Source organism: Paracoccus sp. Z118, from assembly GCF_019061185.1.
Lineage (GTDB): Bacteria > Pseudomonadota > Alphaproteobacteria > Rhodobacterales > Rhodobacteraceae > Paracoccus.
Map to the genome: position 1 here is coordinate 206532 of NZ_JAHQZU010000003.1, position 12208 is coordinate 218739.

At 67.5% G+C, this 12208-nt stretch carries 11 protein-coding genes; 4 read left to right on the forward strand and 7 right to left on the reverse strand.

Translation table 11 applies throughout. The features are described from left to right. Positions 1-6: 6 nt before the first annotated feature. Positions 7-963: a choline ABC transporter substrate-binding protein gene (choX, locus tag KTN05_RS03835; protein ID WP_217328048.1), complete on the reverse strand. Its 957-nt coding sequence runs from the start codon at positions 961-963 to the stop codon at positions 7-9. A 90-nt stretch (positions 964-1053) separates the two neighbouring features. Between choX and betI the strand changes: the two genes are divergently transcribed. Further along, positions 1054-1623, forward strand: a complete 570-nt coding sequence (gene betI, locus KTN05_RS03840) for a transcriptional regulator BetI (protein WP_217328049.1) — start codon at positions 1054-1056, stop codon at positions 1621-1623. 242 nt (positions 1624-1865) lie between these two features. On the opposite strand, the gene KTN05_RS03845 is transcribed toward betI, so the two are convergent. Then, positions 1866-2684, reverse strand: a complete 819-nt coding sequence (locus KTN05_RS03845) for a sulfotransferase family protein (protein ID WP_217328050.1) — start codon at positions 2682-2684, stop codon at positions 1866-1868. A gap of 138 nt (positions 2685-2822) precedes the next feature. Here KTN05_RS03845 and KTN05_RS03850 point away from each other — a divergent pair, with 138 nt between their 5' ends. Next, positions 2823-4400, forward strand: a complete 1578-nt coding sequence (locus KTN05_RS03850; RefSeq protein ID WP_217328051.1) for a DUF5928 domain-containing protein — start codon at positions 2823-2825, stop codon at positions 4398-4400. 14 nt (positions 4401-4414) lie between these two features. Then, entirely contained in the window at positions 4415-4795 is a 381-nt protein-coding gene (locus KTN05_RS03855) for an HIT domain-containing protein (RefSeq protein ID WP_217328052.1), read from the forward strand. Positions 4796-4798: 3 nt separating this feature from the next. Here KTN05_RS03855 and KTN05_RS03860 read toward each other — a convergent pair whose 3' ends face one another. After that, a complete protein-coding gene (locus tag KTN05_RS03860; protein ID WP_217328053.1) occupies positions 4799-5743 on the reverse strand; it encodes an ABC transporter ATP-binding protein in 945 nt (314 codons plus the stop codon). 115 nt (positions 5744-5858) lie between these two features. Here KTN05_RS03860 and KTN05_RS03865 point away from each other — a divergent pair, with 115 nt between their 5' ends. Continuing rightward, on the forward strand, positions 5859-6089 hold the full coding sequence (locus KTN05_RS03865; RefSeq protein ID WP_217328054.1) for a zinc-finger domain-containing protein: 231 nt from the start codon (positions 5859-5861) through the stop codon (positions 6087-6089). Positions 6090-6093: 4 nt separating this feature from the next. Here KTN05_RS03865 and KTN05_RS03870 read toward each other — a convergent pair whose 3' ends face one another. The 4 genes from KTN05_RS03870 to hemN all read right to left on the reverse strand — a co-directional run bounded on the left by KTN05_RS03870 (position 6094) and on the right by hemN (position 12186). Beyond that, positions 6094-7044, reverse strand: coding sequence for a cation diffusion facilitator family transporter (locus tag KTN05_RS03870; RefSeq protein WP_217328055.1), 951 nt, complete (start codon positions 7042-7044; stop codon positions 6094-6096). Beyond that, entirely contained in the window at positions 7044-9869 is a 2826-nt protein-coding gene (gene polA, locus KTN05_RS03875) for a DNA polymerase I (RefSeq protein WP_217328056.1), read from the reverse strand. The genes KTN05_RS03870 and polA overlap by 1 nt, the downstream gene beginning before the upstream one ends. Before the next feature lie 67 nt (positions 9870-9936). Further along, the gene (locus KTN05_RS03880; protein ID WP_217328057.1) at positions 9937-10719 is read right to left on the reverse strand and encodes a ZIP family metal transporter; all 783 of its coding nucleotides are present in this window, start codon (positions 10717-10719) and stop codon (positions 9937-9939) included. Positions 10720-10830: 111 nt separating this feature from the next. After that, positions 10831-12186 carry an oxygen-independent coproporphyrinogen III oxidase gene (gene hemN, locus KTN05_RS03885; RefSeq protein ID WP_217328058.1) on the reverse strand — a complete coding sequence of 452 codons (1356 nt, stop codon included), beginning with the start codon at positions 12184-12186 and terminating at the stop codon, positions 10831-10833. Between the last annotated feature and the right edge of the window lie 22 nt (positions 12187-12208).

Below are 12208 nucleotides of genomic sequence, written 5' to 3' on the forward strand. Positions count from 1 at the left end.
GCGCGGTCACTCGGCCAGTGCGGCGGTCAGCGCGGCCTGGGCGTCGCCCCCGTCGATGGCGGTCACGCCGTCCAGCCAGGCAGTGGCCGCATCGGGGTTGGCCTGCAGCCATTCGCGCGCCGAGTCGGCGGGTTCGGCGTTGTCGTTCAGGATCGCCGCCATGATCTCGTTCTCCATCGGCAAGGTGAATTCGAGGTTCTGGATCAGGCGGCCCACATTCGCGCATTCGGCGACATAGCCCGCGCGGGTGACGGTATAGACCTCGGCCCCGCCGAGGTTCGGCCCGAACACCTCGTCGCCGCCGGGCAGGTAGGTCATCTCGTATTCGGCGTTCATCGGATGCGGCTCCCACCCGAGGAACACGATCGGATCGCCCGCCCGCTCCGCGCGCGAGACCTGCGCCAGCATTCCTTGTTCAGACGATTCGATGATCTCGAACGTGCCAAGGCCGAACAAGTCCCGCGCCACCATGTCCAGCAGCAGCCGGTTGCCGTCATTGCCCGGCTCGATCCCGTAGATCCTGCCGTCCAGCGCGTCGGCGTGGGCGGCGATCGAGGCGAAGTCGGTGATGCCCAGATCGGCGCCCGCCTTGTTGGTGGCCAGTGTGTATTTCGCACCGGTCAGGTTCGGCTGGGGCAGAACGTCGATGGTGCCGGCGTCGCGGTAGGGGGCGATATCGGCCTCCATCGTGGGCATCCAGAGGCCGAGGAACACGTCCAGATCGTCGGTGGACAGGGCGCTGAACGTCACCGGCAGCGACAGGAACTGCACGTCCGTCTGGTAGCCGAGCGCCTCCAGCACCGTGGTCGCAATGGCGGTCGTGGCGGTGATGTCGCTCCAGCCCACGTCCGAGAACGTGACCTGCCGGCACTCGGCGGGCTCGGTCGCCGACTGCGCGGCGGCGGGAAGCGCGGCGAAGGGCAGGGCGGCGATCAGCGCGAGCGGGGCGAGGCGGAGGGTCATGGGGGCGGTCCTTCTTTTCTTGATTGACGAGTCAATAAACAGCGGGCTAAAGAGAATCGGCGCAGGTCTGATTTTGCCGGGGGTTCCGTCATGCCCAAAGTTGGGGCCGAACCTATCCGAAAGGCGGCGCTGATCAATGCCACAATCGACACGGTGGGCCGTTCCGGCTCGCTGGACGTGACCGTCGCCGAGATTGCGGCCAAGGCGGGGATGTCGTCTGCGCTGGCCCATCACTACTTCGGCTCGAAGGGCGATATCTTCCTGGCGGCGATGCGGCACATCATGTCCGTCTATGGCGACGGCGTGGGCGCCGCCCTGTCGGAAACGTCCGAGCCGGCGGAGCGGTTGCGGGCGATCGTGCGGGAAAGCCTGGCCGGGGGGAACTTCGACCATCCCACGGTGTCGGCCTGGCTGAACTTCTATGCGCTGGCCCCGGCGGACCCACAGGCGGCGCGGCTGCTGCATGTCTATCACCGGCGGTTGCGGTCGAACCTGATCCACGCGCTGCGGGGGCTTGGCTGCGAGGATGCCGCGCTGCTCGCCGACAGGCTGGGCGCGCTGATCGACGGCGCATGGCTGCGCGCGGTGCTGGACCAGAGCCTGACGCCGGAACGGGCGCAGGTGCTGGTCATGGACGAGGTGGAGCGGATCGCGGGTTAGGACGCTTCGCTGCGACGGGCCGCGAAGCCCGAGTGATGTTGAAATCGCTGCTATCCGCCTGATCCCCCGGTCCGCCCAAAGCGGACCGGGACGCGCCCGCCCGCCGCTTGGCGGGCGCGTTCACGCCCACCCGTGCTGGCGCGTCCCTCTGGAGTGCTGACTTCGAACGACCGCACGGAAACGGGCTTGTGGCCCGTTTCCTTCAGCGGGACTGCGGCAAGGGATGCCGGGAAGGCTCGCCGTTACCGCCCCAGCTTCCGATGCACCTCGTCCAGATCGACCTCGCCCTTGGGCATCTTGTTGTCGGGATTGTCGAAGTCATAGCGGAACAGCTGGAAGTCCCGCTTGTAGATTTCCCACATCAGATGCTGCGACAGGTCGTCGAAATACTCGCTGACCTTGTGCGCCCGCTTGGGCCCGTGCCCTTCGGATTCGTTGAAGCGCGGCACCGCGTCCAGGTCGAGGTCGTGGCGCAGCGGGGCCTTGTCCAGCACCTTGCGCATGCCGCCGTTGAAATCCTCGGTATAGAAGATGCTGTCATAGCGCCCGCCATTCACGATGAACGTGGCGATATGGCCCGACATGGCCGACCAGTGGATGTCCGGCTCCATCGGCCGGCGCCAGCGGATGGTGTCGCGCGCGAACAGAAGGAAGCGGCGAAACGAGGTGATCTGGTCGAAGTCGAAGTCATCCTCGGGCGAGCCGACCTCGATCCCGTAGCGCTGGATCAGCTGCGGCACCAGATTGCCGCGATAGCGCTTGCCGTTGCGCTGGATGCCGCAGATCTTGTCGAAGAACGACGACAGCACGCGCGCATAGGGGTTGCGGACCACCGTGAAGGTCTGCGCGCTGCGGGCCAGCACCGCCTGCCGGATCGGCTCCTGGCTGTCGGGCTGGTTCCACTTGTGCAGCCCTTCGGTTGAATCGTGGATGTCGCCGTCGAAGTAGCGGCCGTTGTCCGAGTGATACATGATCTGCCCGATGGACGAGCACGCACACTTGGGCACCACCCGATAGACGAGGCTGCCGCTTTCGGTCATCCAGGTGCCGGGAAAGTTCATGATCGTCGTTCCATTCGTCGGGGGACCGGGTTGCCCACAGGGCGGAAATCGCTATGCACTCAAAGCAGATCGCGGCGGGCCGGGCAACGGCCCCAGGCGTTTTTTTGACCACTTCCGCAACGCGCGAGGCCATGAGCGATGGCACGGATCGCCTTCATCCTGCTCACGCACAAGGACCCCAAGGGGCTGATCGCGCAGGCCCGCCGGCTGACGGAGTCGGGCGACTACGTCTCGATTCATTTCGACGCCCGCGCGAAGCAGGCCGACTTCGACACAATCTACGAGGCGCTGCGCGACAACCCTGGGGTGACATTCGCCGCCCGCCGGCTGAAATGCGGCTGGGGCGAATGGTCGCTGGTGGCGGCCAGCCTTCAGGCGGTGCGGGCGGCGGTCGAGGCGTTCCCCCACGCCACCCATTTCTACATGCTCTCGGGCGACTGCATGCCGATCAAGTCGGCCGCCTATGCGCATGACTTCCTCGATGCCGAGGACGTGGACTACATCGAGAACTTCGACTTTTTCGCCAGCGACTGGATCAAGACCGGCTTCAAGGAAGAGCGGCTGATCTATCGGTTCTTCTTCAACGAGCGCACCCGGCCTCGCCTGTTCTATGGCAGCTACGAGCTGCAGAAGCGGCTGGGCCTGACCCGCAAGGTGCCCGACGACATCCAGGTGATGATCGGCTCGCAATGGTGGTGCCTGCGCCGCCAGACGGTCGAGAAGGTGCTGGAGTTCTGCGACAGCCGCCCCGACGTGATGCGGTTCTTCGCCACGACCTGGATTCCCGACGAGACGTTCTTCCAGACGCTGGTGCCGCATGTGGTGCCCAAGCGCGAGATCCGCTCGCGCACGCTGACCTTCCTGATGTTCACCGACTACGGGATGCCGGTGACGTTCTACAACGACCATTACGACCTGCTGCTGGGGCAGGATTTCCTGTTCGCCCGCAAGATCAGCACTGACGCGATCGAGCTGCGCCAGCGGCTCGGAGCCTTGTGGCAGGCCGAGGATACGGCGTTCTCGATCTCGAACGAGGCGACGGGGCTTTACCGCTTCCTGACCCAGCGGGGCCGCATCGGGCACCGCTTCGGGGAACGCTTCTGGGAAGCCGAGGGGAACCTCGGCCGCGACCGGACGCTGATGATGGTGGTCTGCAAGAAATGGCACGTCGCCAAGCGGTTGACGGCGGCGATCCGCGACCATGCCGGGCTGGCCGCCGTCGATTACCTGTTCAACGAGCAGGACGCCGCGCTGCCCGACATGGGCGGGATCGAGACGACCGTCGCCAAGCGCGAACGCCACCGCCGGGCGCTGCTGCGGATGCTGTTCAAGCAGTTCGACCGCAAGCGGCTGGTGATCTGCCTCGACCCCGCGGCGCTGGGGCTGGTGCAGGATTTCCTGAACGACCGGGCCGATGTGCGCGTCCTGCTGATCGAATCCGACTTTGACGAGGATTACATCCGCGGTCACATCCGCCGCGCGGGCCTTGCATCGGACGCGGCGGCCGAGGGCACGATCGCACGGCTGGTGCCCGCTGTCCGCAGCGCGCTGGAACACGAGGCCGAGCGGATCCGCGATCTCGACCTGCCGGTGCTGCATATCGTCTCGGGGCAGGCGCCGCTGGACGAAACGGCGCGGACGCTGGCCGCGTTCCTCGGCGTGGACGACGAGGTTGCGCAGCGGCTGGCCGAGACCGAACATCTGTTTGCCGATTGAGGAGGAACCCTTCGATGACCACCAGCTACGACGACCAGAACATCTTCGCCCGCATGCTGCGCGGCGAGATCCCGAACGACACCGTGGCCGAGAACGAACACGCGCTGGCCTTCCGCGACATCCGCCCGCAGGCGAAGGTGCATGTGCTGGTGATCCCCAAAGGGCCCTACATCGCGTATGACGATTTCGCCGCGAAGGCCTCGGACGCCGAGATCGTGGCCTTCAACCGTCTGGTCGCGCAGGTGGCCAGGCAGGAGGGGATCGCGCCCGAGAGCGGCGGCAACGGCTTCCGCGCCATCACCAACGCCGGCGAGGACGGGGTGCAGGAGGTGCCGCATTTCCACCTGCACCTGCTGGGCGGCAACAATATGGGCCGGATGGTCTCGCGCCCCTGACGCTCAGCCGGTCAGCTGGCGGAACACGTCCTCAAGGTCGGGCTGTTCCGTCTGCAGGTCCAGCATCGGCACCCCCGCCGCGCGCAGGCGGTCGATGATCTGGTCCGCCTGCATCTGCCCCGGCGCGTAGCTGAGGGCGAGCGTGCCGTTCCCGCGCCGCTCGGCTTTCACGCCTTCCGGCAGGGGCGGCAGATCGCCCGCCCATTCGCCCGGATCGACGACCAGCGTCTTGGTCTCGGCGCGGGCCAGCAGGCTCGACGTGCTGTCATGGGCGACGACCGAGCCGTGGTCGATGATGGCGATCTCGTCGCACATCTCCTGCGCTTCTTCCAGATAATGGGTGGTCAGGATCACCGTCATCCCGCGTTCGTTCAGGCGGCGGACGTTGGTCCACAGCATCTCGCGCAGGGCAATGTCCACGCCCGCCGTCGGTTCGTCCAGAACGAGGATGCGCGGCTTGTGGACCAGCGCCTTGGCCAGCAGCAGCCGCCGCTTCATCCCGCCCGAAAGCTGGCGGGTATAGCTTTCCGCCTGTTCGGTCAGCCCGACCAGTTCCAGTACCTCGTCGGTCCAGCGGTCGCGCCTGGGCACGCCGTAAAGCCCCGCCTGCACCTCGAGGCTGGCGCGGGGGGTGAAGAACGGGTCGATGTTCAGTTCCTGCGGCATGACGCCGATGGCGGCGCGGGACTGGCGCGGGTTCACGTCCTGATCGTAACCCCAGATCTGGACCCGGCCGGAGGTCTTGTTGACCAGCCCCGCCATGATGTTGATGAGCGTCGATTTCCCCGCCCCGTTCGGCCCCAGCAGCCCGAAGATCGAGCCGGCGGGTATGGCGAGGTCAAGGCCGCGCAGCGCCTCTTTCGCCGGGGCGCGGCCTTCGGCGGCGTAGGTCTTGCGCATGGCGGTGATCTGGATGGCGTTCTGCGGATGCGTGGGGGCGGGGGGCATGGGCGTCTCATCGGCTGGGCGGCCTTGTTCAGCCGGGCGGGTTGGCTAGAATGGCGCGTCCTTTAAACCGGGCTTCGCCCGCATGCACAAGTGAGCCGCCTGAATGTCGCACGCCATGCCCACGGAAGATTCGCTCTCCACGAACCAGGACCCGGCAGCCGAGCCGCTCGCCCCGCCGGCAACGCAGGTCGTGACGACATGGAAGGTGAGCTGCGTGGGCGACGAGGAGCTGGGCCTGGGTCATCCGCTGGTGTGGATGGCGATCTCGCCCGATGTGGGCTTCGTCGATTGCGGCTATTGCGACAAGCGCTTCGTCATCGACCGCGAGCACGCGCTGGGGCACTGATCCGTCAGTGGCGATGCGCGGGGCCGTGGTCATGCGGATGAGCCTGCGCCGTATCATCCGCGCAGCCGCTTGAGGGCGTTTCCACCTCGACGGTCGAATGGCGGATGCCGAAACGCTCCGCCAGCCGCGCCTTGACCGCGTCGCGGACGGCGAAAAGGTCGGCATCCTCGGCCATGACGACGTGCATTTCCGCCGACAGCCGCCGCTCGTCGATCTGCCAGACATGCAGATGGTGGACGTCCAGCACGCCGGGAACCGAGGTCAACTCGCCCCGGATCGCCTCAAGGCCCACGCCCGCAGGTGCCCCCAGCATCAGCATCCGCAGGATCGGCACGATGTCGCCGCGGATGTGCCACAGGATCACCACCGAGATCAGGATCGTCAGCACCGGGTCGGCGATCTGCCAGCCGAACGCCCAGATCAGCGCCCCGCCGATCAGCACCGCGACCGACACGCCGGCATCGGCGAGGTTGTGCAGGAACGCCGCGCGGATGTTCACGCTTTCCTTCGCAAGCCGCATCGTCAGCCAGGCGGTCCCCAGATCGACCACCAGCGCCAAACCCGCCAGCGCCATGACCAGCCCGCCCTGCACCTGCGGCGGGTCGAACAGTCGCCCCACGGCCTCGACCATCAGCCAGAGCGATACGGCGATCAGCGCGATGTAGTTGACGAAGGCCGCGAGGATTTCCGCCCGGCCCCAGCCGAAGCTCATCTGCGGCGTGGCAGACCGCCGCGCCAACCTCCGCGCTCCGAAGGCCAGAAACAGCGCCATCGCGTCGCTGAGGTTATGCACCCCGTCCGCGACCAATGCGACCGATCCCGCAATGGACCCCCCGGCGATCTGCGCGACGGTCAGCGCAAGGTTGATGACGACGGCCCACAGCAGCCCGCGTTCGCCGAGATCCGCCCCGTGCGCGTGGGAATCGCCGTGCCGATGCCCGTGCGAATGCCCCATCAATGCGCCTCGGCCCAATTGAGCCCGTGGCCCGCGTCTACCACCAACGGCACCGACAGATGCACGGCGGGGGCGGCCGAGCCCTCCATCACCTCGCGCGCGCGGGCGACGAGGGTGTCCACGGCGTCCTCGTCGGCCTCGAACACCAGCTCGTCATGGACCTGCAGCAGCATCTTTGCCGGCAGGCCCTCGATGGCGCGGTCCATGCGGATCATGGCGCGGCGGATGATGTCGGCGGCGGTCCCCTGGATCGGCGCGTTGATCGCCGCCCGCTTCGCCCCGCCCGCCGCCGGGCCGGACTGGTTGATGCCGGGCGTGTTGATCCGGCGGCCGAAGAGGGTCCGCACGAAGTTGTCGCGCTTGGCGTTCTTCACCGTCTCGTCCATGTAGGCGCGGATTTCCGGGAAGCGCTTGAAGTAGGTGTCGATGAACGCCTGCGCGTCGGCCCGCGGAATGCGCAGGTTCCGCGCGAGGCCGAAGCCCGAGATGCCGTAGATCACCCCGAAGTTGATCGCCTTGGCCTGCCGCCGGATCATCGGGTCCATGCCTTCGACCGGCACCCCGAACATCTGGCTGGCGGTCATGGCGTGGATGTCGATGCCGTCGCGGAACGCCTGTTTCAGGGCCGGGATGTCGGCGATATGGGCGAGGATGCGCAGTTCGATCTGGCTGTAATCCAGGGACACCAGCCGCTTGCCGGGCGGGGCGACGAACGCCTCGCGGATGCGGCGGCCCTCGTCGGTCCGCACGGGGATGTTCTGAAGGTTCGGATCGGTGGACGCCAGCCGCCCGGTCGAGGCTCCGGCGATGGAATAGCTGGTGTGGACGCGCCCGCTCTCCGGGTTCACGAAGGTCGGCAGCGCGTCGGTATAGGTCGATTTCAGCTTCGACATGGCCCGCCAGTCGAGGATCTTCGCCGGCAGTTCTTGCCCCTCGGCGGCCAGATCCTCCAGCACGTCCACGGCGGTGGACAGCGCCCCGGACTTGCCCGAGCGGCCCGAGGCCAGCCCCATCTGGCCGAACAGGATCTCCCCCAGTTGCTTGGGCGAGCCGAGATTGAACCTGCCGCCGGCGAGCGCGTGGGCCTCATCCTCCAGCGCCGCCATCTTCTGCGCGAAGGCGCCTGACATGGTGCGCAGATGCTGGCTGTCGATCAGCACGCCCGCCATCTCCATCCCCGCCAGTACCTCGATCATCGGGCGTTCCAGCGTCTCGTAAACGGTGGTGACGGCGGCGGCGGGAAGCTGCGGGCGGAAGATCTGCCACAGCCGCCAGGTGATCTCGGCATCTTCGCCGCCATAGGCGGTGGCCTTGTCGATCGGCACCTGCGCGAAGGTGACCTGGCTTTTCCCCGAGCCGATCAGCTCCTTGATCGGCATGCAGCGGTGGCCGATATAGCGGTCGGCCAGCTCGTCCATGCCGTGGTTGTGCAGCGCGGCGTTCAGGGCATAGCTCATCAGCATGGTGTCATCGACGGGGCTGACGCGGATGCCGTGGCGGGCGAGCAGCTTCCAGTCATACTTGGCGTTATGCAGGATCTTCAGGATCGCGGGGTTTTCCAGCACGGGCTTGAGCAGCGCCAGCGCCTCGTCCATGTCCATCTGCCCCTCGGCGCGGCTGCCGCCGCCGAACAGGTCGGCCTCGCCCGCGACATGGCCCAGCGGGATATAGGCCGCCATGCCCACGCCGGGGCAGATCGAGATGCCGACAAGCTCGGCCTGCATCTCGTCGAGGCTGGTGGTCTCGGTGTCTAGCGCGAACGCCCCCTGCTGGCGGATCGCGTCCAGCCATGTCCGCAGCGTGTCGGCGTCGCGGATGGTGACGTAGGACGCGCAGTCCACCGGGGGAAACTCGGGCGCTTCGGGCGCATCCCCCACCGGGGCGGGGGGCGCGACCTCGGGCGGAGGGGCCTTGAAGCGTTCGGCCACCCGGTTGGTCAGCGTGCGGAACTCCATCCGGTTCAGGAACTCCATCAGCGCCATCGGATCGGGGCTGCGCAGCTCCAGGCTTTCCAGGTTGAAATCCAGCGTCATGTCGCAGTCGAGCTGAACCAGTTGCTTGGAGATGCGGATCTGCTCGGCATGATCGATCAGCGTCTGGCGGCGCTTGGGCTGCTTGACCTGCTCGGCGCTCGCCAGCAGGGTTTCAAGATCTCCGTATTCCTGAATGAGTTGCGCGGCGGTCTTGATCCCGATTCCGGGCGCGCCCGGCACGTTGTCGGTCGGATCGCCGGCCAGCGCTTGCACGTCCACGACCCGCTCGGGCGGGACGCCGAACTTCTCGAACACCTCGTCGCGGCCGATGGCCTTGTTCTTGATCGGGTCCAGCATCTCGACGCCGTCGCCCACGAGTTGCATCAGGTCCTTGTCGGAGCTGATGATCGTCGCCCGCCCGCCCGCATTCCGCGCCTGGCAGGCGAGCGAGGCGATGATGTCGTCGGCCTCGAACCCCTCGATCTCGATGCAGGACAGGTTGAAGGCGCGCGTCGCCTCGCGCGTCAGGGGGAATTGCGGCTTGAGATCCTCGGGCAGCTCGGGCCGGTTGCCCTTGTAGTCGCCGAAGATGTCGTTGCGGAAGGTGCGGGCCGAGTGGTCGAAGATCACCGCCGCATGGGTCGGAGCCTCGTCGCCGCGCGCTTCCTGGAGGTATTTCCACAGCATGTTGCAGAACCCCGCGACCGCGCCGATGGGCAGGCCGTCGGATTTCCGCGTCAGCGGCGGCAGTGCGTGATAGGCGCGGAAGATGAAGGCCGAGCCGTCGATCAGGTGCAGGTGGCTGCCCTTGCCGAAGGCGGCGGCGGCGCCAAGGGTTTTATCGTTGGTCATCGGCATTCCCCTTCTCGCATCCGCGCCGTTCTGCCACGGCGGGGGCGCGGGCGCAAAGGGGCAGAGGTCAGGCCAGCGTCACGTCAAGGAACAGCATGAGGACCAGCCCGACGGCAAGGCCGAAGGTCGCCTTGTTCTGATGGCCCGCGCGGTGGGTTTCGGGGATGATCTCGTGGCTGATGACATAGAGCATCGCGCCCGCCGCGAAGCCGAGGCCCCAGGGCAGGAAGGGCGCCGCGATCGCCACCAGCGCGCCGCCGATCAGGCCGCCCAGCGGCTCGACCATGCCGGTCAGACCGGCGACGGCGACCGCGCGATTGCGGGTGTAGCCCTCGCCCATCAGGGCGACGGCGACGGCGAGCCCCTCGGGGATGTTCTGCAGCCCGATCCCGATGGCGAGCGGCAGCCCGCCCTCGATCCCGCCCGCGCCGAAACCGACGCCGACCGCCAGCCCTTCGGGGAAGTTGTGGATGGTGATGGCGATCACGAACAGCCAGACCCGCCGCAGCGAGGCCGAGGGCGGGCCTTCGCGGCCCAGCCGGAAATGCTCGTGCGGCAGGTGTTCGTTCATCAGGTGAACCGCGCCCATCCCCAGAAGGATCGACACGCAGATGATGAGCGCGGGGACCGGGCCGTCGCCATGCATCCCCTCGGCCGCGTGCAGCCCCGGAATGATGAGCGAAAAGAACGATGCCGCCAGCATCACCCCCGCCGCGAAGCCCAGGGCGAGGTCGCGGAAGCCGCGCGTGAAGGTATGCCCGCGCAGCACCGGAAGCGCGCCGATGGTGGTGCAGAACCCGGCGGCGAAAGCGCCGAGGAAACCCATCATCGCTGGCGACAAGTCCGGCATCCGTCTCTCCGTCGCGTCGGATCGGAAAGCCCGATCCGCCGGCGGCGGGATACTGTGCAAGGCGCTCGCCACGCGCAACCCCGCGCGTGGCAGGCCGGATCGGGCGGTCCGTCAGATGGCGGGGCTGTGGCTGCGCGATTCCATCTCGTAGCCGTCGAACATGCGCGCGATCATCCGGGTGAGGGGGCGGCCCGCTTCCGGGATCGACAGGCCGCGTTCGTCCACCGTCACCATGTCGCCGAACTGCGCCTTCACCGGGGCGAACAGGTCCGCCAGCGCGGCGGCGGTCAAGCCGTGGTCCTGCATGAACTCCTCGGCGCGGATCTCGAAGTCGCACATCAGCGCCTCGATCATCCGGGCCCGCCAGACATCCTCGGCCGAGAACTCGTGCCCGCGCGTCGTCGAGAAGCGGCCCTCGCCGATCGCCTTCACATGCGCGCCGGTCGCCGGGGCGTTCTGCGCATAGCCCTGCGGGAAGCGGGAGATCGAGGACGCACCCATCCCGACAAGCACCTGCGCCTGATCGTCGGTGTAGCCTTGGAAGTTCCGGCGCAGCAGCCCGGCCTTCTGCGCGACGGCCAGCCCGTCGCCGGGGCGGGCGAAGTGGTCGATGCCGATCTCGTCATAGCCGTCAGCGGCCAGCAGGTCGCGGGCGACCTCGAACAGCCGCAGCCGGGCGTGGGGGTCGGGCAGGGTATCCTCGGGGATCATCACCTGCCGCTTGGCCACCCACGGCACATGGGCATAGCCGTAAAGCGCGATCCGGTCGGGCGACAGCGACATGACCTTCTGCACCGACTCGGCGATCCGCTCGGGCGTCTGGTGGGGCAGGCCATAGAGGATGTCGGCGTTCAGCGAGCGGATGTTCCGGTCGCGGATCATCTGCACGGCGCGGGCGGTGATCTCGTAGCTCTGCTCGCGGCCGATGGCGGCCTGAATGGCGGGATCGAAGTCCTGGATGCCGATGCTGGCGCGGTTCAGCCCCGCCTCGGCCAGCGCGTCCATGCGGGCCTCGTCGATCTCGGACGGGTCGATCTCGACCGAGAACTCGGCCCCTTCGGCCAGCGGGAAGGCGTCGAACACCGCGCCCGCGATGCGGCGCATCATGTCCGGCGGCATCAGCGTCGGCGTGCCGCCGCCCCAGTGCAGTCGCGACAGCCTGACGCCGGGCGCGAGGTTTGCCTTCAGCAGCTCCAGCTCGGCCAGCAGGATGTCGGCATAGGCCCGCACCGGGGCGTCCGACTGGGTTCCCTGCGTGCGGCAGGCGCAGAACCAGCACAGCCGCCGGCAGAACGGCACATGCATGTAAAGCGAGATCGCCGCCCCTTCCGGGATCGCCTGCACCCAGTCGGTGAAGCGGTCCGCCCGGATGGCCGGGGTGAAATGCGGCGATGGCGGATAGCTGGTGTAACGCGGGACACGTGCGTCAAACAGCCCAAGCCGGGTGAGTTGCGATTCCTGTTCCATGGGACTAGCTCCTACAGCAGGA